This window comes from Massilia sp. YIM B02443 (assembly GCF_030411955.1).
Classification (GTDB): domain Bacteria; phylum Pseudomonadota; class Gammaproteobacteria; order Burkholderiales; family Burkholderiaceae_D; genus Telluria.
On sequence record NZ_JASNRA010000001.1, the window covers coordinates 343,495 to 363,669 of the forward strand.

At 63.2% G+C, this 20,175-nt stretch carries 17 protein-coding genes; 1 reads left to right on the forward strand and 16 read right to left on the reverse strand.

Annotated features, from left to right (window positions below; translation table 11 throughout):
• Nucleotides 1-7: 7 nt before the first annotated feature.
• The gene (locus QPK27_RS01480) at nt 8-916 is read right to left on the reverse strand and encodes a DMT family transporter (RefSeq protein WP_290416417.1); all 909 of its coding nucleotides are present in this window, start codon (nt 914-916) and stop codon (nt 8-10) included.
• Here QPK27_RS01480 and QPK27_RS01485 point away from each other — a divergent pair.
• The gene (locus QPK27_RS01485; protein ID WP_290416418.1) at nt 900-1,151 is read left to right on the forward strand and encodes a hypothetical protein; all 252 of its coding nucleotides are present in this window, start codon (nt 900-902) and stop codon (nt 1,149-1,151) included. The genes QPK27_RS01480 and QPK27_RS01485 overlap by 17 nt on opposite strands.
• A 32-nt stretch (nt 1,152-1,183) precedes the next feature.
• Here QPK27_RS01485 and QPK27_RS01490 read toward each other — a convergent pair whose 3' ends face one another.
• The 15 genes from QPK27_RS01490 to QPK27_RS01560 form a co-directional block, all read right to left on the reverse strand.
• Nucleotides 1,184-2,179, reverse strand: a complete 996-nt coding sequence (locus tag QPK27_RS01490; protein ID WP_290416419.1) for an XdhC family protein — start codon at nt 2,177-2,179, stop codon at nt 1,184-1,186.
• A 196-nt stretch (nt 2,180-2,375) separates the two neighbouring features.
• Nucleotides 2,376-3,470, reverse strand: a complete 1,095-nt coding sequence (locus tag QPK27_RS01495; protein ID WP_290416420.1) for a M48 family metallopeptidase — start codon at nt 3,468-3,470, stop codon at nt 2,376-2,378.
• 25 nt (nt 3,471-3,495) lie between these two features.
• A complete protein-coding gene (dut, locus tag QPK27_RS01500; protein ID WP_290416421.1) occupies nt 3,496-3,945 on the reverse strand; it encodes a dUTP diphosphatase in 450 nt (149 codons plus the stop codon).
• Between the two features lie 25 nt (nt 3,946-3,970).
• Nucleotides 3,971-5,191 carry a bifunctional phosphopantothenoylcysteine decarboxylase/phosphopantothenate--cysteine ligase CoaBC gene (gene coaBC / locus QPK27_RS01505; RefSeq protein ID WP_290416606.1) on the reverse strand — a complete coding sequence of 407 codons (1,221 nt, stop codon included), beginning with the start codon at nt 5,189-5,191 and terminating at the stop codon, nt 3,971-3,973.
• A gap of 18 nt (nt 5,192-5,209) precedes the next feature.
• Nucleotides 5,210-5,737, reverse strand: a complete 528-nt coding sequence (gene lspA / locus QPK27_RS01510) for a signal peptidase II (protein ID WP_290416422.1) — start codon at nt 5,735-5,737, stop codon at nt 5,210-5,212.
• A gap of 94 nt (nt 5,738-5,831) precedes the next feature.
• Nucleotides 5,832-8,717 (reverse strand): isoleucine--tRNA ligase, encoded by a 2,886-nt coding sequence (gene ileS / locus QPK27_RS01515; RefSeq protein ID WP_290416423.1) that lies wholly within the window; start codon nt 8,715-8,717, stop codon nt 5,832-5,834.
• A gap of 102 nt (nt 8,718-8,819) precedes the next feature.
• Nucleotides 8,820-9,791, reverse strand: coding sequence for a bifunctional riboflavin kinase/FAD synthetase (locus QPK27_RS01520; protein WP_290416424.1), 972 nt, complete (start codon nt 9,789-9,791; stop codon nt 8,820-8,822).
• Nucleotides 9,792-9,973: 182 nt separating this feature from the next.
• Complete coding sequence (locus QPK27_RS01525) at nt 9,974-11,203, reverse strand: lipopolysaccharide assembly protein LapB (protein ID WP_290416425.1); 1,230 nt, start codon at nt 11,201-11,203, stop codon at nt 9,974-9,976.
• 69 nt (nt 11,204-11,272) lie between these two features.
• Nucleotides 11,273-11,704: a biopolymer transporter ExbD gene (locus tag QPK27_RS01530; protein ID WP_290416426.1), complete on the reverse strand. Its 432-nt coding sequence runs from the start codon at nt 11,702-11,704 to the stop codon at nt 11,273-11,275.
• A 70-nt stretch (nt 11,705-11,774) separates the two neighbouring features.
• The gene (locus QPK27_RS01535) at nt 11,775-12,197 is read right to left on the reverse strand and encodes a biopolymer transporter ExbD (protein ID WP_290416427.1); all 423 of its coding nucleotides are present in this window, start codon (nt 12,195-12,197) and stop codon (nt 11,775-11,777) included.
• Nucleotides 12,198-12,200: 3 nt separating this feature from the next.
• A complete protein-coding gene (locus QPK27_RS01540) occupies nt 12,201-13,142 on the reverse strand; it encodes a MotA/TolQ/ExbB proton channel family protein (RefSeq protein ID WP_290416428.1) in 942 nt (313 codons plus the stop codon).
• A gap of 85 nt (nt 13,143-13,227) precedes the next feature.
• A complete protein-coding gene (locus QPK27_RS01545) occupies nt 13,228-13,890 on the reverse strand; it encodes an energy transducer TonB (protein WP_290416429.1) in 663 nt (220 codons plus the stop codon).
• Nucleotides 13,891-14,796: 906 nt separating this feature from the next.
• Nucleotides 14,797-16,323 (reverse strand): SpoVR family protein, encoded by a 1,527-nt coding sequence (locus QPK27_RS01550; RefSeq protein WP_290416430.1) that lies wholly within the window; start codon nt 16,321-16,323, stop codon nt 14,797-14,799.
• A gap of 56 nt (nt 16,324-16,379) precedes the next feature.
• A complete protein-coding gene (locus QPK27_RS01555; protein WP_290416431.1) occupies nt 16,380-17,651 on the reverse strand; it encodes a YeaH/YhbH family protein in 1,272 nt (423 codons plus the stop codon).
• A 258-nt stretch (nt 17,652-17,909) separates the two neighbouring features.
• On the reverse strand, nt 17,910-19,832 hold the full coding sequence (locus QPK27_RS01560) for a PrkA family serine protein kinase (RefSeq protein WP_290416432.1): 1,923 nt from the start codon (nt 19,830-19,832) through the stop codon (nt 17,910-17,912).
• Nucleotides 19,833-20,175: the final 343 nt, after the last annotated feature.

The window sequence follows — 20,175 nt, forward strand, 5'->3', positions numbered from 1 at the left end:
ATTTTGCTTATTTGCTGCCTGCGGCGGCCGGCGCGCGCAGGCGGGACGGCAGGAAGCCGGTCACCAGTGCCGTGCCCAGCAGGACGATGGCCGAACCCAGCACCGTGTGCCAGCCGATCGCCTCGTGCAGGAACAAGGCGCCCCACAGAATGCCGAACAGGGGATTCAGGAACGTCACGGTCAGGGCCGAGGTGGTGCCGACTTCCTCGATCAGCTTGAAATAAATGATGTAGGCGATGCCGCTGCACAGCACGCCGAGCGCGAGCACGGCGGCCATGATGCCCATCGTCGGTTCGCCCGGCGCCGGGAAGAAGGCGACCAGCGGCAGCACCAGGATGGCGGCGGCCCACATCGAGCCGTGCGCGTTGGCGAACGGCGCCACCGCCCTGGCGGTCTTGGCGTACTGGCTGGCGATGCTGTAGCTGAAGGCGGCGACCAGCGCCGCCGCCACCGCCAGCGCCGCGCCCGGGCGTTCGGCCGCATGGTCGAAGCCGACCAGCAGCGCCACGCCGCCGGTGCCGAGCAGCAGGCCGAGCGCGGTGCGTCCCGCCACCGGCTGGCGCGCCCACACGGCGCCGACCAGCGCGCCCCACATCGGCGCGGTGGCGTTGAGCACCGACAGCACCGAGGCCGACAGCGTGCGCGCCGCGAACGCGAACAGCAGGAAGGGCAGGGCCGAATTGAACAGGCCCAGGATCAGGTAGTGCTTCCAGTGCTGGCGCAGCGCCAGCGGCGCCCCCTTGCCGCGCACGCGCAGCACCCAGGCCACGCCCGCCAGGAACAGCGCCGCGAAGCCGACCCGGTATTCGATCAGCACCGCCGGGCCCAGCACCGGCGCGGCGATGCGCATGAAGAGGAAGGACCCGCCCCAGATGGCGGCCAGCGCCACCAGGCGCAGCATGTTCACGGTATTCATTGTTGAGCTGAAAATATGGTCTGCCAGGAAACAGTCCATTGTGGCAGCGCGGCGCTGTTCGCGCCAGCCGCTTCTTGCGATTGAATTGGACAGCGTAGGGTTGGCCTGGGCGGCCCCGCGCTCGGCCGCCGACGCGGTGATAGTTGGCAGCAAGATCACCCGGCACGACATCGGAGCCGGTAACGATCACCGCGTCGGCGGCAAGCCGCCAACCCTACGTTTGCGTTGCGGGTAGGGTGGACGGCTCCACCGTCCACGCCACAAGTGTCAGGCCGCGCTGGCCAACGTCGGCGCGGCAGCGTGCGGCACCAGCATCGCCTGCGGCACCGCGTTCTTCACGGCCGTCATTTCGGCCATGATCGAGATCGCGATCTCGGACGGCGTCTTGCTGCCGATGTACAGGCCGATCGGACCGTGCAGGCGCGCCAGCTGGGCTTCGCTCAGGTCGAACAGTTTCAGGCGCTCGCGCCGCTTCATGTTGTTCTGGCGCGAGCCGATTGCGCCGACGTAGAAGGCGTCCGACTTGAGCGCCTCCATCAGCGCCAGGTCGTCCAGCTTGGGGTCGTGCGTCAGCGCCACCACGGCGCTGCGGGCGTCCAGCTTGGCTTCCAGCACCAGGTCGTCGGGCATGGCGTGCACCAGCGTCACGCCGGGAAGGTTGAAACCGCTGCGGTACTCCTCGCGCGGGTCGCACACGGTGACGCGGTAGTCCATGCCGGCCGCCACCTGCGCCAGGAAGCGCGACAGCGGGCCGGCGCCGATGATGTACAGGCGCCAGCGCGGGCCGTGCAGGGTGTGCAGCACGCCGTCCTCGATGCGCTGGATGGCGCTGGGCTGCGCGGCGTGCAGGCTGGCGGCGCCGCTGTCCAGGCGCACGCGCCGCTCGACCAGTTCGCCGCCCTCCAGGCGCGCCAGCAGTTCGCCGATGCCGGAGTCCGGCGTGAGCGGTTCGATGGCCAGCTCGATGGTGCCGCCGCAGGGCAGGCCGAAGCGGTGCGCCTCGTCGGCGCTGATGCCGTAGCTGAGGATTTCGGGACGGGTGATCTGGATGCCGTTGTCGCGCACCCTGGCGATCAGGTCGTCCTCGATGCAGCCACCCGAGACCGAGCCGACCACGCTGCCGTCCTCGCACACGCCGAGGGTGGCGCCGATCGGGCGCGGGCTCGAGCCCCAGGTCTTGATCACCGTGACCAGCTGGCAGCGGCGACCGGCTGCGAGCCAGGCGGCGCAGGTTTTGAGAACGTCGAGGTCGATGCTGTCCATGGCAGGGGGGCCGCGTCAGGCGGCGGTTGGTGCAAGATGGACAATCATACAAAAAAAGCGGGGAGAGCGTCGGCTGGGGTGTGCGCTGGAAGTGCGGTGGGAGGGGGCGATACGTTTGTGCGACGGACTTGGGTTCCAGCGAAGGCGGGGACCCAAGTTCGATGCACAGTGTTTGCGCATCGGATTCACCGCGTACTCAAGGCACCAGCGGCTTCTTCCCACTCTTCTTGGCCTTCACCTCCGCCACCGCCCTGTCCACCGCCGCGGCGCGCGCCGCGATGGCCGGGTGGTTGGCCGTGTACGCATTGAGCACCTTGGCCGGATGCACGGTTGCCAGACGCTTCCAGAACGCCGGCGCGCCTTCGATGCGGTAGTCGGCGCGCGCCAGCAGGTAGATCGCCAGGCGGTCGGCCGCCGCATCGGCGTCGCCCGGCATGGCGCGGATGCCGCCGCTGCCGATCAGCATCGAGGTGTCGGGATTGATCAGGGTGAGGTTGTCGATGATGCTGCCGATGGTGGCCGCGTTGCGCTGGGTGCCGGCGTGGCCGAGCATGTTGTGCGCCATGGTGCGCGCCACCACGTAGGCCAGTTCGTCGTCGTTCTGGGTAAAGCCGATCATGCCGCGCGTGACCATCACGCGGCTGCCGTCGGCGTAGGCGTTGACGTTGTCGGCGTTGCCCAGTTCGATCGCGAAGGCGCAGGCGCGCGTGACCGGGATGCTCAGGTCGCGCGGCTTGCCGTCGCGCTCGATCGACAGCGGCAGCGTGGCCTGTTTGGAGACGATCGGGCCGAACACGGCGCCGGCGCCGCTCAGGGCGTTCGGGCCTTCCGGCAACGGGGTGGCGCCGGCCGCCACCAGGCGGTCGCCCTGGCGCAGGCCGGCGCGCGCGGCGCCGCTGCCGACCAGCACGTTGGTCACCTGCAGCCGTTCGCCCATGCCCAGCACCAGGTGCGCGGCTTCGTTGTACTGGCCCGGATAGGTGTAGCGGTTCTTGGCGGTGAAGCCGAGCAGGTTGCGCGCGTGCTTGGTGCACAGTTCCGCATTGTCGATCAGGAGCGGGGCCGCGACCCGGTACAGGCGGTCCTGCTGGGCCGCCATGCGGGTCAGGACTTCGGCGGCGGCGGCCACCTGCGGCGTGACTTCGGCCGGCGCCGGCGCGCCGGCTTGCGGGATCACGCCCGGGATGCCGGACGTTTGCATGGGGCCCGGCGTGGTGCACGCCGCCAGCAGGGCCGCGGTGGCGGCCACGAGGACGGTGTTCAGACGAAGCGGGCGTTGGATGCGGATCATGGTGCTCCTTGTTCCTGAGGCGTTGTTATTGTTTGCCGGTGCTGCCGAATCCTCCGGCGCCACGGTCGCTCGATGCGAACTCCTCCACCACGTTGAAACCAACCTGCAGTACCGGCACCACGACCAGTTGCGCCAGCCGGTCCATCGGCTGCAGCACGAACGTGGCCTGGCTGCGATTCCAGGTCGAGACCATCAGCTGGCCCTGGTAATCGGAGTCGATCAAGCCTACCAGATTGCCGAGAACGATGCCGTTCTTATGGCCGAGCCCACTGCGCGGCAGGATCATGGCCGCATACCCCGGGTCCTTCAGGTGGATCGCCAGGCCGGTCGGCACCAGCACGGTCTGGCCCGGCTCGATGGTGAGTGGCGCGTCGAGGCAGGCGCGCAGGTCCAGGCCGGCGCTGCCCGGGGTGCCGTAGGCCGGCAGCAGGTCTTTCATGCGCGGGTCGAGGATCTTGAGGTCGATGTTCTTCACTTCTTTGCTTTCATTGTTGCGTGGTTCAGGTGAGCAGCGAACGTTGTTCGAGGCGCTTGGCGATCTCGGACACCAGCTGGCGCGCCAGCGTCAGCTTGTCGGCGCGCTCGAGCACCGTCTGGCCGCCCTCGTCGAACAGGATCACGGTATTGTCATCCTGACCGAAGGTCTGGTGGCCGATATTGCCCACCAACAGAGGGATGCCCTTGCGTTCGCGCTTGGCGGCGCCGTACTGTTCCAGGTTCTCGGATTCGGCCGCGAAGCCGACGCAGTACGGCCAGCCGGACAGCGACACGGTGGCCGCCACCGAAGCCAGGATGTCGGCGTTCTGCGCGAATTCGAGCTGGGGCGGGGCGCCACCCTCGGTCTTCTTGAGTTTCTGGTTGCTGGCGTTGGCCACGCGCCAGTCGGCCACCGCGGCCACGCCGATGAACACGTGCTGGCCTTCCACGCCCGCCATCACGGCGTCGTGCATCTGCTGCGCGGTGAGCACGTCGATGCGGCGCACGCCATGCGGCGTGGGTAGCGACACCGGTCCCGAGACCAGCGTCACCTCGGCGCCGGCTTCGCGCGCGGCGCGCGCGATGGCGTAGCCCATCTTGCCCGACGAGAGGTTGGTGATGCCGCGCACCGGGTCGATCGGCTCGAACGTCGGGCCGGCCGTGATCAACACGCGGCGTCCGGCCAGCACCTTGTGCTGGAAGGCGGCGACCAGTTCTTCCACCAGTTCTTCCGGCTCGAGCATGCGTCCGAGGCCGGTCTCGCCGCAGGCCTGCGAACCGCTGGCCGGGCCGAACAGCTTGATGCCGTCCTCGCGCAGCTGCGCCACGTTGCGCCCGGTTGCCGGGTTTTCCCACATCTCGACGTTCATGGCCGGCGCCACCAGCAGCGGCACGTGGCGCGGCCGCGCCACGCACAGCAGCGACAGCAGGTCGTCGCAGGCGCCGTGCGCGAGTTTACGGATCATGTCGGCCGAGCAGGGCGCGATCAGGATCGCGTCGGCGTCGCGTGTCAGGTCGATGTGGGCCATGTTGTTGGCCATGCGCGCATCCCACTGGTCGAGGTAGACCGGCTTGCCGGACAAGGCCTGCATGGTCACCGCGCCGATGAAATGCGTAGCGGCGTCAGTCATCACCACCTGCACGCTGGCGCCCTGCTTGACCAGGGCGCGGCACAGTTCCGCCGCCTTGTAGCAGGCCACCCCGCCCGAGAGACCGAGGACGATGCGCTTGTCTTTCAGGTCCATGCTCATACGCTTAGCTCCTTACGACTTGTTCACCCTGAGCAGTTCGTCCAGGACGAACAGGATGGCGCCGACCGAGATGCCGATGTCGGCGATGTTAAAGGCCGGGAAGTGGCCCACGCCTTTCCAGTAGAAATCGAGGAAGTCGATCACGTGGCCGTAGGCCAGGCGGTCGATCAGGTTGCCGATGGCGCCGGCCATGATCAGGCTGAGCGCAAAGCAGAACAGGCGCTGGCCGGCGTTCTTCTTCATCATGTACAGGCAAAAACCGACCGCGCCGAGCGCGATGGCCGAAAACAGGTAGCGCTGCCAGCCGCCGGCGTCGCCCAGGAAGCTGAACGCCGCGCCCGGGTTATAGACCTTGATCAGGTTGAAGAAGCCGGTGATCGGCAGCGTCTCGCCATAAGCGAAGCTGCGTTCGACGGTGATCTTGGTAACCTGGTCGAGCAGGACGATGATCAGGGCCAGGCCGAGCCACGGCAGCATGCCGGGCGTGCTCTTGTTGACGAGTTTCAGGCCGGAAGGGCCGGTTTTCTTTTTGGTTGCCATGATTGAAGGTAGGAGGCACGCCATCGCCGCCGGAGGGCGGCATGGCGCAGGAACCCGCGGCCCCGGTCAGATCAGGGCCGCGGGGCTCGGTACATCAGGCGTAGCGGCGTGGTTCGCCGGCGCCGAACAGGTTGCTGGTGCAGCGGCCGCACAGGCCAGGATGCGCTGAATCGTGGCCGACGTCGCGGCGATAGTGCCAGCAGCGCTCGCACTTCTCGGCTTGCGACGGCGTGACTTCCACCGCTTCCTCGGCCTCGCTCGCGACTTCGACCACGCCGGCCTGTGAGGTGATGAACACGAACTTCATGTCGTCATCCAGGCTCGCCAGCGCGCGGTACTTGTCGCCCGAGGCCTTGATGGTCAGCTCGGCCTGCAGCGACGAGCCGATCGCGCCTGACGTGCGCACTTCTTCCAGCTGCTTGGTCACGTCCAGACGCACCGCGCGAAGCAGGGCGTACTTGGCCAACAGCGCCTCGCTGTCTTCCAGCGCAGGGAAGGTCCACAGGGTCCGGGTGAAGATGGTCTCGTCGCTGTCCTTGAACGCTTGCTCGCCTGCGAACACGGCCCAGGCTTCCTCGGCGGTGAACGACAGGATCGGCGCCATCACGCGCAGCAGCGCGTGCGCGATGTGCCACAGCGCGGTCTGGGCCGAGCGGCGCGCATGCGAGGTGACGCCGGTGGTGTACAGGCGGTCCTTCAGGATGTCGAGGTAGAAGCCGCCCAGGTCTTCCGAGCAGTAGTTCTGCAGGCGCGACACCACCGGGTGGAATTCATAGCGCTCGAAGTGCGCCGCCACGTCGCCCTGCAACTGCTGCATCGAGGCGATCGCGTAGCGGTCGATCTCGAGCAGCTCGGCCATCGGCACGGCGTCCTTGGCCGGGTCGAAGTCCGAGGTGTTGGCCAGCAGGAAGCGCAGCGTGTTGCGGATGCGGCGATAGCTTTCCGTCACGCGCTTGAGGATCTCTTCGCCGATCGACAGCTCGCCCGTGTAGTCGGTCGAGGCCACCCACAGGCGCAGGATGTCGGCGCCCAGGGTGTCCGAGATCTTTTGCGGCGCCATCGTGTTACCGAGCGACTTGGACATCTTCTTGCCGTTCTCGTCGACCGTGAAGCCGTGGGTCAGCAGGGCCTTGTACGGCGGGGCGCCGTTGAGCATCGAGGAAGTCAGCAGCGACGAGTGGAACCAGCCGCGGTGCTGGTCCGATCCTTCCAGGTACAGGTCGGCCGGGAAGCTCGATTGCTCCTTGTGCGAGCCGCGCAGCACGGTCTGGTGGGTGGCGCCGGAGTCGAACCAGACGTCCAGCGTGTCCTTGTTCTTTTCATAGACGACGGCGTCCTCGCCCAGCAGCGTGGCCGGGTCGAGCTTGTGCCAGGCGTCGATGCCTTCCGCCTCGATCAGCTTGGCGACCTGCTCCACCAGTTCCGGGGTGCGCGGGTGCAGCTCGCCGGTTTCCTTGTGGATGAAGAAGGCCATCGGTACGCCCCACTGGCGCTGGCGCGACAGGGTCCAGTCGGGACGGTTCTCGATCATGCCGTGCAGGCGCGCCTGGCCCCAGTCCGGGAAGAACCGGGTCTTTTCGATGCCGGACAGTGCGGTCTGGCGCAGGGTAGGGCCGCCATCCTTTGGCGTGACGTCCATGCCGGCGAACCACTGGCTGGTGGCGCGGTAGACGATCGGGGTTTTATGACGCCAGCAGTGCATGTAGCTGTGGTCGAACATCTTGAGTTCGAACAGGGCGCCGGCTTCGGTCAGCGCCGCGCAGATCGGCTTCGATGCTTCCCAGATGGTCAGGCCGCCGAACAGCGGCAGGGTCGACACGTAACGGCCGTCGCCCATCACCGGCTTGAGGATGTCGTCGTCCTTCATGCCGTGTTCCTTGCACGACTGGAAGTCTTCCAGGCCGTAGGCCGGGGCCGAGTGGACCACGCCGGTACCGCTGTCGACAGTCACGTACTCGGCCAGGTAGACCGGCGAGGTGCGGTCGTAGAACGGGTCTTGCGCGTGCAGCGGGTGCTTGAAGCGCAGGCCGTCGAGCTTGGCGCCGACGGTGGTGGCGATGACGGTGCCTTCCAGCTTGTAGCGCTGCAGGCACGATTCGACCAGTTCCGAACCGAGGATCAGCAGCAGTGGCTTGCCCTCGCGCTCGGTCTGCACCAGCGAGTAGCTCACTTCCGGGCCTACGTTCAGGGCCTGGTTGGACGGAATGGTCCATGGCGTCGTGGTCCAGATGACGATGAAGCCATCGCCTTGCGGAAGTTGCTGCAGGCCAAAGGCGGCCGCGACCTTTTCCGGCTCCGCGAACGGGAAGCCGACATCGATCGCCGGGTCGCGCTTGTCCTGGTATTCGACTTCGGCTTCAGCCAGTGCCGAGCCGCAATCGAAGCACCAGTTGACCGGCTTCAGGCCGCGGTACACATAGCCTTTTTCCAGCAGGGTGCCGAGGGCGCGCAGCTCGTCGGCCTCATTGTCGTAGGCCATGGTCATGTACGGGTTGTCCCATTCGCCCAGCACGCCCAGGCGGATGAAGCCGGCGCGCTGGCGGTCGATCTGTTCCAGCGCGTAGGCGCGCGCTTTTTGCAGCACTTCGGCGGTCGGCAGGTTCTTGCCGTACAGTTTTTCGATCTGGATCTCGATCGGCATGCCGTGGCAATCCCAGCCAGGGACGTACGGCGCGTCGAAGCCGGCGATGGTGCGCGACTTGACCACCATGTCCTTCAGGATCTTGTTGACGGCGTGGCCCAGGTGGATGTCGCCGTTGGCGTACGGCGGACCGTCGTGCAGGATGAATTTTGGACGGCCGGCGGCTGCCTTACGCACACGCTCGTAGATCTTTTTGTCTTGCCACTGCTTGACCCAGCCCGGCTCACGCTTGGCGAGGTCGCCGCGCATCGGGAAGGCGGTGTCGGTCATGTTGACCGGGTATTTGCTTTCAGGCTTTTTCGCACCCTTGGGCGCGTTGTTTTGTTTAGTGTCGGACATAAGCTTCTTCTGGTGGGTGTTCGTGGTGGGGTGCGCGGCGCCGGATGGGGCCGCCAACCCGATGCAGGTGTCGGATGCGCGCGGGACGGCGCCCGCGCCGCCTCAAATTCGGTCGGTGGCGGTCAGCGCGCCGTTGCGATGGGCAAAGAAGGCGCGCGCCTGGGCCGCATCGTTGTCGATCGCCGCGGTCAGGGTCGGCAAATCGACGTATTTCTCTTCGTCGCGCAGCTTGGCCAGGAATTCCACGCGCACCAGCTCGCCATAGCATTGGCGGGCATAGTCGAAAATATGAACTTCCAACAAGGTGCGGCCGGCGTCTTCGACTGTCGGACGCACGCCCAGGCTGGCCACTGCCGGCAACGGATGGTCTTCCAGGCCGTGCACCTGGACCACGAAGATGCCGTGCACGGCAGGGCGGTGGGCGACGCGCAGGTTCAGGGTCGGAAAGCCCAGCGTGCGGCCCAGCTTCTGGCCGTGGATCACGTGGCCGGACATGGCGTACGGGTGGCCCAGCAGTTCGCCGGTGGCATCGAAGTCGCCTTGCGCCAGCGCGGCGCGCACCGCGGACGAAGAGATGCGCTGGTCGCCGTGCATCACGGCGCTCAGGGTGTGGACCTCGAAGCCATGCTCGCGGCCGGCCTCGACCAGCATCGCGATATCGCCCGCGCGCCGCGCGCCGAAGCGGAAATCGTCGCCGACCATCAGCCACTTGACGTGCAGGCCGTCGACCAGCACGCGCTTGATAAAGTCGCCGGGCGACATGGCGGCAAAGTGCTCGTTGAAGTGCTCGACGATCACGCGGTCGATGCCGGCATTGTCAAGGTCTTGCAGCTTGTCGCGCAGGTTGGCGATGCGCGCCGGAGCCTTCGATGGGTCGCCCGCCTTGAGGGCAAAGTATTCGCGCGGATGCGGCTCGAACGTCATCACGGCCGCTTCGATGCCGAGCCGCGCGGCCGCGCCACGCACCTGCTCCAGCAGCGCCTGGTGGCCGCGGTGGACACCGTCGAAGTTGCCGATCGTGAGTGCGCAGGGAGCACGCGCCCGGTCGTTGGGAAGTCCGCGAAATACCTTCATCAATTGTGTTCCGGTTGAGCGCCGCGCAGCAACGGGGCAGCGCCAAAACCCTGATTATACGGTAACTCCGATGTTGCACAGCGGCGATGGCCGCCGGCCGCTACCGTCATCATGGGGCGCAAGGCACCCGCCAAATAAAAACGCCGCCCGAAGGCGGCGTTGCGAGATCAAACGCGCCCGGCTTATGCCAGCGGCTTGTTGATCGCCATGATCCAGTAGCGGGCCAGGTCGGCGGTGCCTTCCTTGCCGCCCACGGTCTTGAGCGTCGAGATGGCTTGCTGCTTCTTGCCGGCCACGGCATAGGCTTCGCCCAGGCGCAGCTTGGCTTCGTCGGCATACTTCAGGCCGCCGGCCTTGATCGCCGCTTCCATCATCTTCAGGCCCTTGTCGGCCTGGCCTGCCTGCACCAGCGCGTAGCCCAGGCCGACCAGCTGGTCGTTGTCCTTGGCGGCGGTGTATTCGGCTTCCAGCGCGGCGAAGTTCTTGTTCTGCTCGGCCAGGTTCTTCTCGGCCAGGTCCTTCAGGCGCTGGTGACGCGGGGCGTCGGTACCGGTGCCGAGGGCGCCGGCCTTGTAGCCGCGGTCGATGATCTTCAGCGCTTCGGCCGGGGCCTTGGCTTGCAGCACCAGCTGGGCCATTTCCATGAACTCGCTCGGCTTCTTCAGCAGGCCGTTGGCCAGCTGCAGGCGATAGACGTCGACGCGCAGGCGGCTCGAGAAGCCAGGCTTGCCCTGCACGCGGTTCAGCAGGTCGGTCCAGTACTGGGCCTTCGGATAGCTGGTGGCCAGTTTTTCGATGGTGTTGACGTAGCCGACCTTGTCGTTCTTCTTGAGCTGGATGTTGGCCAGCATGCCGAGCTGGTCTTCGGTCATGCGACCCGACTTCTCGGCATTGCGCAGTTCCTGCTCGAGCGCGGCGACGTTGCCTTGCTTGTAGTAGTTCTGCAGCAGGTAGGCGCGCAGCTTCGGATCGTCCTTGTCCTTCAGCAGGCGCTGGATGGTTTCGTTCGCCTTGTTGAGGTCGCCGGCGCGCATGTAGATGCCGACCAGGCCTTCAGCGAAGTTGGAGCGTTCTGCGGCGCTCAGCTTGCCCGAAGCGAGCAGGGCTTCGAACGATTTTGCCGCGGTGGCGTAGTCGCCGGCCGACGAGGCTGCCGAGGCGCGCACGCGCTCGATCAGGTAGCTTTCGTTGGCGGTCTTGTTGCCCACCTTGTCCGCATCGCGCAGGGTTGCCAGTGCACCTTTGTGATTGCCCTGTTTCATTTGAGTCTGGGCTTGCTGCAGTGGCTTGCCGATTTCCGGACGCAGCGCTTCGGCAGCGACGGCGGAGGACAGACCGATCATCGGCGTGGCTGCCGTGAAACCGAGGGCGGCCAGTGCGATGCTGAGGTGTGCGAGACGGAACTTGATCATCTGAAAAATCCTTATTTCAAAATGGACACGGCAGGGATAGCCCTGCCGTGTAGGTCAAACATGGAACGATTACTGGAACTGCTCGTTACCAACCATGCCGATCTTGGTGACGCCGAGACGCTGGGCGGTTGCCATAACGCCGGCAACTACCTTGTACTCTACCAGCTTGTTCGGACGCAAGTGCACTTCCGGCTGGTTTGCCTGAGCAGCGATGCTGTTCATCTTGGCTTCCAGGGTGGCGCGATCCGCGATGGTTTCGCCGTCCCAGATGATGGTGCCGTCGAAGTCCACGTCGATCGTGACCACGACTGGCTTTTCCGTCATCGGAGGCGGATTGCCGATTGGCATGTTCAGATTGACCGAGTGGTTCTGTTTCGGAATCGTGATAATCATCATGATGATGAGAACGAGCAGGACGTCGATCAGCGGCGTCATGTTCATTTCCATCATCGGTTCCGGATCAGCTCCCTGCGAGGAGCCCGAACCTACGTTCATACTCATGATGTTTCCTTTGTCAAATGTTGGGGAGACGGGCGTGACGCCGGCCCAAACCGGCGTCACGATCTAGCTATTAGCCCGGTGGCTCGATAACGAAGCCAACCTTCTGCACCCCAGCACGTTGTGCCGTGTAGATGACCCGACCGATCGATTCGTAGCGGGTTTCCTGGTCGCCACGAACTTTCACCGCCGGTTGCGGCACCTTCACCGACTGCTCCGCGAGGAACTTGAACAGCTCGTCCGTATTCGCGATGCGCGTCTGGTTGTAGTACATCTCACCGTCTTTGTTGACGGTGATATTCACGTCTTCCGGCTGGGTCTTGGTGACCTGGTTCGTCTCTGCAGGCAGGTTGACTTTCTGCAGATTCAGAACCACCGGGCTCGTGATCAGGAAGATGATCAGAAGAACCAACATGATGTCGACGAGCGGCGTCGTGTTGATCTCTGAATTCAGTGCATCTTCGCCTCCGGTATCGGAACCGACACTCATCGACATAGATTATCCAATCTTTTTAGCTTGGGCAGCTGCGCTCGAGGTCGACATGGCGCCCGAGATCAGGACCGAGTGAACGTCGGCCGAGAACGAACGGACATCTTCCATGACCGACTTGTTACGACGCACCAGCCAGTTGTAACCCAGAACCGCAGGAACCGCGACGAACAGACCGAAGGCGGTCATGATCAGTGCTTCACCGACCGGACCTGCAACCTTGTCGATCGATGCGTTACCCGACATGCCGATGGCGGTCAGTGCGTTGTAGATGCCCCAGACGGTACCGAACAGACCGATGAACGGCGAGGTCGAACCGACGGTTGCCAGGAACGACAGGCCGTCTTGCAGACGCGACTGGACGCGGTCCACTGCGCGCTGGATCTGCATGGTGACCCAGGTCGACAGGTCGATCTGCTCGAGCAGGGCGCCGTCGTGGTGCTGGGTTGCCTTGGTGCCGGTTTCAGCGATGAAGCGGAATGGCGAGCCTTCTTTCAGCTGAGCCGAACCAGCTGCGATCGACGGTGCTTTCCAGAACTTGGCTTGCATGTCTTTCGACTGCTTCATGATCTTCTGCTGGTCGATCAGCTTGGTGATGATGATGTACCACGAACCGATCGACATCAGCGACAGGATGATGATGGTGCCCTTGTTGACGAAGTCGCCTTCTTCCCACATGGCGCCGATGCCGTACGGGTTGTGGACTTCTTCGGTGGCTTCGCCGCCGGCGGCCGGTGCTGCGTCGCCAGCTGGAGCTGCGGCAGCGTCAGCGGCCGGAGCAGCTGCGTCGGCAGCCGGTGCAGCTGCGTCGGTGGTTGCCGGAGCGGCCGCGTCCGTTGCTGCCGGCTGCTGGTCTTGAGCGAAGGCCGGTGCGGTCACCAGGGCCGATGCCGCCGACACCGAGAACAGGACAGCCGCCAGGAAAGCGGACAAACGGGTATTCTTAAACATGCTTCCTCCAAAATATTAAATAGACAGTTCGCTGAACTTATGTGACAACGAAAATCATAGAGTGAGACGGTGACCTGTCTCGGTTTTATTCCAGCGTCCAGACGTACTGCACCGCTGTCCACGCCTGTTCCGGCTTGCCATCAACCATGGCGGGCTTGAATCGGCATTTGCTCAGAGCCGATTGAGCGGCCCGGTCCAAATCACGGAAGCCACTCGACTTCTGCAATTTAGCTTCCATCACGCGACCATCGACACCAATCAGGAACTGGAGGGTCGTGGTACCCGTTTCTTCGTTGCGCTGCGACGAACGCGGATATTCAGGGCGTGCGCAGGTGTTGAAGTCAGCGACTGCCTCGGAGCGGCTCGGACCACGTGCCGGCGGGGCCGGCGGCGCCGGAGGAGCAGGCGGGGCTGGAGGAGCCAGCTGGGTGGTCGGCGGCGGCGTATTGGTCGCGGCGGCGATCGTGTTCTGCGGTGGCGGCGGTTGCTGCACTTGCACTTCGACCGGCGGGATGAACGGCGGCGGCGGCGCTTTCATTTCTGGCGGCGGCGGCGGCGGCGGGGTTTCCGGCGGCGGTGGAGGTGCTACCTCTTCGATCAGCTTGGTTTCCACCGATTCCGTCACCTTGGTGACGATCCGGGTACCCAGGCCGCTCACGATTGCCCATGCCATCAGAACGTGCAGCAAAAGGACAATGATGAAACCTGTGTAATTTTTCCCGGGTTGCTTCTCATTCGAAAAATTCATGCCATATTTCTCCAATACCAACTCTTTTTTGTTGCTACCAAACCCACTAAACACGACGCAAAGCTAGGAGCCGCATCCGGGACATCGAAGAATTATACCTACGAATTCTTTTTTGCACATACATTTTTACAGCATCGAAAGAGGTGCTAACTGCCTGTAAATGCAGGCAAACAAGCTCATCTATACAAGCCCGGAAGGGGTGTCGCGCGGGGTCTGGAAGGCCTGAAAATATGTAGTTTTATGTATCGACACTCCTCATTCTGTGGAAGATCTGTGTACATGCCTTGTTTACCAAATTTCTGATGCTAAATCGCCAGCATGGCAAATTTCATTTATCTCAACAGTGGTCTTTCTGCAAACTATAGCTAGCTTCTACTGTCGAGCGTTTCCTGCTGAAGCTTCCGGACCCTGCCTCATGCGTCCACACGGTATAGATAAAAGTGAAAGCCTATTTTGTACTTGCGATCACTCAACCGTGTGCCAACCATGTACTTCATCTTGACGGGAATGAAAGATGCGCACTGCTGAACCTCCCGCTGCAGATAATATTACATAACATTGCTAGGTTCATCACCCCGAAATTGCCATGGTGTAGTTGTGACAGCGCTAACATGTGATGTCGGCAACATACCATGAAATCCAACTGTTGGCGATACTGAACAATGCTATCTAACCTGCATAGGAGCGACCTACCGGTGTCGGTAGATGCAGGAAGCGTGCCGGGTGGCATTGCGAGGCTGTTCCGGCGCCGCGGATCGGCCGGAAAACGTCGGCAGGGAGGACGCAGGCCGCGCCGCATCAGCAGGGCGGTGCCCGGCAGACTGTGTCAAGAGAAGAAGAATGGGGGGCAAGGATGGTGCACGATGGGCTCTGGATCCCTGTCATGCACCACGATAGTGCGTTGGTTCAGCGGCCGCGTTTTTCGCGCCGGCACTCGATGAAGCTGACGACGTGCCCAGCCGGATCGACCGTTTCCAGCCGCACGTCGAAGCCCCACAGGCGCGCCACGTGTTTCAGCACTTCCTGCGCCTGCTGGTTCAGCGGACGCCGGTTGTACTGCGTGTGGCGCAAGGTCAGGGCGCGGTCGTCGCGCGTATTGACCTGCCACACCTGGATGTTCGGTTCGCGGCTGCCCAGGTTGTATTGCTCGGCCAGCTTGTGGCGCACGTAGCGGTAGCCGGCCTCGTCGTGGATGGCCGAGATGGTCAGCTTGTCGCTACGGTCGTCGTCCAGCACGGCAAAGAAATGGAATTCGCGGATCAGCTTGGGCGACAGGTACTGGGCGATGAAGCTCTCGTCCTTGAAGTTGCGCATCGCGAAGTCGAGCGTCTTGAGCCAGTCGCTGCCGGCGATGTCCGGGAACCAGGCGCGGTCTTCCTCGGTCGGGTTTTCGCAGATGCGCCGAATGTCGGTCATCATCGCGAATCCCAGCGCATACGGATTAATCCCGCTGTAATAGGGACTGGTGGCCGGCGGCTGGTAGACCACATTCGTGTGGCTCTGCAGGAATTCGAGCATGAAGCCGTCGCCGACGATGCCCTCTTTATATAAGTCCTGCAGGATGGTGTAGTGCCAGAAGGTGGCCCAGCCTTCGTTCATCACCTGGGTCTGGCGCTGCGGATAGAAATACTGGGAGATCTTGCGCGTGATGCGCACCAGCTCGCGCTGCCAGGGTTCCAGCAGCGGCGCGTACTTCTCGATGAAATACAGCAGGTTTTCCTCGGGCTCGGGCGGGAAGCGCACGGGCGCCGCGGCGGCCGCGATCTGTTCCTCGCGCTGCGGCAGCGTGCGCCACAGGGCGTTTACCTGCGACTGGGCGTACTCTTCGCGTTCTTTTTGACGCGCCTTTTCTTGCGCCACAGACAGCTTGGCTGGCCGCTTGTAGCGGTCGACGCCGTAATTCTGCAGCGCGTGGCAGGAGTCGAGCAGCTCTTCCACCGCGTCGATGCCGTAGCGCTGCTCGCATTCGGCAATATAGTTCTTGGCAAACACCATATAGTCGACGATGGCGTCGGCATCGGTCCAGGTGCGGAACAAGTAATTGCCCTTGAAGAAGGAATTGTGGCCGTAGGCGGCGTGGGCGATCACCAGCGCCTGCATGGTCAGGCTGTTCTCCTCCATCAGATAGGCGATGCAGGGATTCGAATTGATGACGATCTCATAGGCCAGGCCCATCTGGCCACGGCGGTAGCTCTTCTCGGTCGACAGGAAATGCTTGCCGAACGACCAGTGATTGTAGGACACCGGCATCCCGACCGAGGTATAGGCGTCCATCATCTGCTCGGCGGTGATGATTTCGAGCTGGTTCGGATAGGTGTCCAGGCCGTAGCGTTTGGCCACCCGCCTGATTTCGTCGTGCGCCTGCTCGATCAGGTCGAACGTCCATTCGGACTGTTCGGGCAGGGCGCGCGGATTGTTCGGGTCTCTTGGCATGGCTGCCTCGCTATGGTCTGTGGCGCCGGTTGGCTGCCGGACGCTGTTTGGCCAACTTATTTGGCCTGCTTCTTGAACAGTTCGCGGAACACCGGATAGATGTCGGCCGGGGTCACGATCTTCTGCATCGCGAAGTTGCGGTGCTGGGCCGCCACTTCGCCATATTGTTCCCACAGGTTCTGGGGCGGACCGTCGGTGATCTCGACGTAGGTATAGTACTGGACCCGGGGCATGATTGCGCTGTTCAGGATTTGCTTGCACAGCACCGAGTCGTTGTCCCAGTTGTCGCCGTCCGACGCCTGCGCCACGTAGGCGTTCCAGTCGGCGCTGCCGTAGCGCTCGGTGATCACCTTCTGCAGCAGGTGCAGCGCCGACGACACCACGGTGCCGCCCGATTCGCGCGAGTGGAAGAACTCGTTTTCATCGACCTCGGCCGCGGCGGTATGGTGGCGGATGAACACCACGTCGATCTTTTCGTAGACCCGCTTCAGGAACAGGTACAGCAGGATGAAGAAGCGCTTGGCGGTGTCCTTGCGCGTCTCGTCCATCGAGCCGGAGACGTCCATGATGCAGAACATCACGGCCTGGGTGCTGGGTTTCGGCACCTTGATGCGGTTCGAGTAGCGCAGGTCGAACGGGTCGATGAAGGGAATCGCGTTCAGCCGGATGTGCAGGTGGTGGATGCGGTCCTTGAGCTCGATCACCTGTTCATCATCCTGCGGCGCGCCTTCGTCGAACAGCGCTTCGAGCGCTGCCTGGGCTTCGGCCAGCTGGCGCCGCGCCGGGCCGCCGACCGCGATGCGGCGCCCGAGCGCGCCGCGCAGCGAGCGCAGCACGTGGATGTTCGAGGGCGTGCCCGACACGTTGTAGCCGGCGCGCTGGTTCTTGTATTCGATGGTCTGGGTCAGCTGCGTCTTGACCATGTTCGGCAGCTCGAGGTCTTCAAAGAAGTAATTCATGAATTCTTCGCGCGACAGCTCGAAGATGAAATCGTCTTCGACCGTCTGGTCGCTGTTGCCGGCGTGTCCGCGCCCGGCGCCGCCAGCCCCGCCGCGCGGGCGGTTGAACTGGTCGCCTTTCTGGTACTCGGTATTGCCCGGATTGACGGTTTCCCAGACGCCGCCATGGGCATGGCCGAAATGGGGCTCGTTCACGTCCTTCACCGGAATCGTGACTTTTTCGCCATTCTCGATGTCGGTGATGGAGCGGCCCTTGATCGCGCGGCCGACCGCGTCCTTGATCTGCGACTTGTAGCGGCGCAGGAATCGTTCGCGGTTGACCGCTGACTTGTTCTTGCCCTGCAAGCGACGGTCGATGAGGTAAGTCAAAACAGGCCTCCTGCTATTGAAAAGCGCGGTCCGGCGTTCTGTTCGGCGCCCTGAGGTCGACGCCCGCATGCTGACGAGTTCGTCGATCCTGCGCTTGGGTGCCGCCGCGAGCGGCAGCACCCCTATCTTAATACGCTGCGCGAACGAGCGTGCGGTGCACACGCGCAGCGTGGCGCGCCTGCCTCCGTCTCGTCGCCGTCGCCCATTGCCGTCGCCAGTCGCCCGCCGACTACGGCCAGCGCGGGGCGCCGGCACGCGTCACGACGATTTACGCACGCGCAAGTACCATTCGCACAACAGACGCACCTGCTTCGGCGTATAGCCTTTTTCCACCATGCGCGCCACGAAGTCGGCGTGCTTGTTGGCATCCTCGGCGCTGGCCTTGGCGTTGAACGAAATCACCGGCAACAGCTCCTCGGTATTCGAGAACATCTTCTTTTCGATGACGCTGCGGAACTTCTCGTAGCTGGTCCAGGCCGGGTTCTTGCCGGCATTGGTAGCGCGCGCCCGCAAGCTGAAGTTGACGATCTCGTTGCGGAAATCCTTCGGATTCGAGATGCCGGCCGGCTTTTCGATCTTTTCCAGTTCGGCGTTCAGCGATTCGCGGTCGAAACTCTCGCCGGTATCCGGATCGCGGAATTCCTGGTCCTGGATCCAGAAGTCGGCAAACGTGACATAGCGGTCGAAGATGTTCTGACCGTACTCGGAATAGCTTTCGAGATACGCGGTCTGGATCTCCTTGCCGATGAAGTCGACGTAGCGCTGTGCCAGGTGCTCCTTGATATACGACAGGTAGCGCTGCTCGGTCTCGGGCTGGAACTGCTCGCGTTCGATCTGCTGTTCGAGCACGTACAGCAGGTGCACCGGATTGGCCGCCACTTCAGTATTGTCGAAGTTAAACACCTTGGACAGGATCTTGAACGCGAAGCGGGTCGATAAACCGTTCATGCCTTCGTCCACCCCGGCATAGTCGACGTATTCGTGCAGGGACTTGGCCTTGGGATCGGTGTCCTTCAGGTTCTCGCCATCGTAGACCAGCATCTTGGAGAACACGCTGGAATTCTCGGGATCCTTCAGGCGCGACAGCACGGCGAACTGCGCCATCATGCGCAGGGTGCCGGGCGCGCACGGTGATTTATCCAGCGAGGAATTGCGCAGCAGCTTGTCGTAGATCTTGACCTCGTCCGAGACGCGCAGGCAGTAGGGCACCTTGACGATATAGATCCGGTCGAGGAAAGCCTCGTTGTTGCGGTTGTTGCGGAAGGTCTTCCATTCGGATTCGTTCGAGTGCGCCAGCACGATGCCTTCGAACGGGATCGCGCCGAAGCCTTCGGTGCCCTTGTAATTGCCTTCCTGGGTGGCCGTGAGCAGCGGGTGCAGCACCTTGATCGGCGCCTTGAACATCTCGACGAATTCCATCAGGCCCTGGTTCGCCAGGCACAGGCCGCCGGAATAGCTGTAGGCGTCCGGATCGTCCTGGGCGAAGTCTTCCAGCTTGCGGATATCGACCTTGCCGACCAGCGAGGAAATGTCCTGGTTGTTTTCGTCGCCCGGTTCGGTCTTGGCCACCGCGATCTGCTTCAGGATCGAGGGGTAGCGCTTGACGACCCGGAACTTGTTGATGTCGCCGCCGAACTCGTGCAGGCGCTTCACGGCCCACGGGCTGGGCACGGTGCGCAGGTAGCGGCGCGGGATGCCGTAATCTTCTTCGAGGATGGTGCCGTCTTCGGCTTCGTTGAACAGGCCGAGTGGGGATTCGTTGACGGGCGACCCCTTGATCGCATAAAAGGGCACCAGTTCCATCAGGCTTTTCAGCTTTTCGGCGATCGACGACTTGCCGCCGCCGACCGGCCCCAGCAGATACAGAATCTGCTTGCGCTCTTCCAGGCCTTGCGCCGCGTGGCGGAAGTAGGAAACGACCTGTTCGATCACTTCCTCCATGCCATAGAACTCACGAAATGCCGGATAAATCTTGATGACCTTGTTGGCGAAGATGCGCGACAGGCGCGGGTCGAGGCGGGTGTCGACCAGGGTCGGTTCGCCGATCGCGGCCAGCATGCGTTCCGGCGCGCTGGCATAGGTCAGCGGATCTTTCTTGCACAGGGCCAGGAACTCGGACATCGAGTATTCCTCTTCCTTGGTGCGCTCATAGCGGGCTGCGTAGTTTTCAAAGATGCTCATTGAACTGTCCTTTAATGTGCCAACAACGTGCCAACAACATGTGTCCACGACGATTACTGTCACAGCAGCCATGGACCGGTTGTCCACGCGACTGCACGCGTTCCGCTATCTGTTCTTTTTAGCTGTTCCTTGTCTGGTCGTCACGTGTCCGGGTTCGGGTTGTCCGGCCTGGATTGGCGTGCGATGCATATGTGCTTGTCGTGGTCCCGGTGGGTAACCAGGCCTCTCGCAATGGGAGAGCGTCTTTTGCGTTACTGAAATTTATTATGTGCCTAATAGTTTCCGAAGTCAAAGCAGTGTCGAGCGATCTGGTACAGGCTGGTGCAGCAGTAGCAAGTGCTTG

Excerpts from the sequence above, each read along its gene's own strand:
- QPK27_RS01485 (WP_290416418.1), top strand. The coding sequence starts at position 900 with ATGTTCACGGTATTCATTGTTGAGCTGAAAATATGGTCTGCCAGGAAA.
- QPK27_RS01480 (WP_290416417.1), bottom strand. The coding sequence starts at position 916 with ATGAATACCGTGAACATGCTGCGCCTGGTGGCGCTGGCCGCCATCTGG.
- QPK27_RS01490 (WP_290416419.1), bottom strand. The coding sequence starts at position 2,179 with ATGGACAGCATCGACCTCGACGTTCTCAAAACCTGCGCCGCCTGGCTC.
- QPK27_RS01495 (WP_290416420.1), bottom strand. The coding sequence starts at position 3,470 with ATGATCCGCATCCAACGCCCGCTTCGTCTGAACACCGTCCTCGTGGCC.
- coaBC (WP_290416606.1), bottom strand. The coding sequence starts at position 5,191 with ATGGACCTGAAAGACAAGCGCATCGTCCTCGGTCTCTCGGGCGGGGTG.
- lspA (WP_290416422.1), bottom strand. The coding sequence starts at position 5,737 with ATGGCAACCAAAAAGAAAACCGGCCCTTCCGGCCTGAAACTCGTCAAC.
- ileS (WP_290416423.1), bottom strand. The coding sequence starts at position 8,717 with ATGTCCGACACTAAACAAAACAACGCGCCCAAGGGTGCGAAAAAGCCT.
- QPK27_RS01520 (WP_290416424.1), bottom strand. The coding sequence starts at position 9,791 with ATGAAGGTATTTCGCGGACTTCCCAACGACCGGGCGCGTGCTCCCTGC.
- QPK27_RS01525 (WP_290416425.1), bottom strand. The coding sequence starts at position 11,203 with ATGATCAAGTTCCGTCTCGCACACCTCAGCATCGCACTGGCCGCCCTC.
- QPK27_RS01530 (WP_290416426.1), bottom strand. The coding sequence starts at position 11,704 with ATGAGTATGAACGTAGGTTCGGGCTCCTCGCAGGGAGCTGATCCGGAA.
- QPK27_RS01535 (WP_290416427.1), bottom strand. The coding sequence starts at position 12,197 with ATGTCGATGAGTGTCGGTTCCGATACCGGAGGCGAAGATGCACTGAAT.
- QPK27_RS01540 (WP_290416428.1), bottom strand. The coding sequence starts at position 13,142 with ATGTTTAAGAATACCCGTTTGTCCGCTTTCCTGGCGGCTGTCCTGTTC.
- QPK27_RS01545 (WP_290416429.1), bottom strand. The coding sequence starts at position 13,890 with ATGAATTTTTCGAATGAGAAGCAACCCGGGAAAAATTACACAGGTTTC.
- QPK27_RS01550 (WP_290416430.1), bottom strand. The coding sequence starts at position 16,323 with ATGCCAAGAGACCCGAACAATCCGCGCGCCCTGCCCGAACAGTCCGAA.
- QPK27_RS01560 (WP_290416432.1), bottom strand. The coding sequence starts at position 19,832 with ATGAGCATCTTTGAAAACTACGCAGCCCGCTATGAGCGCACCAAGGAA.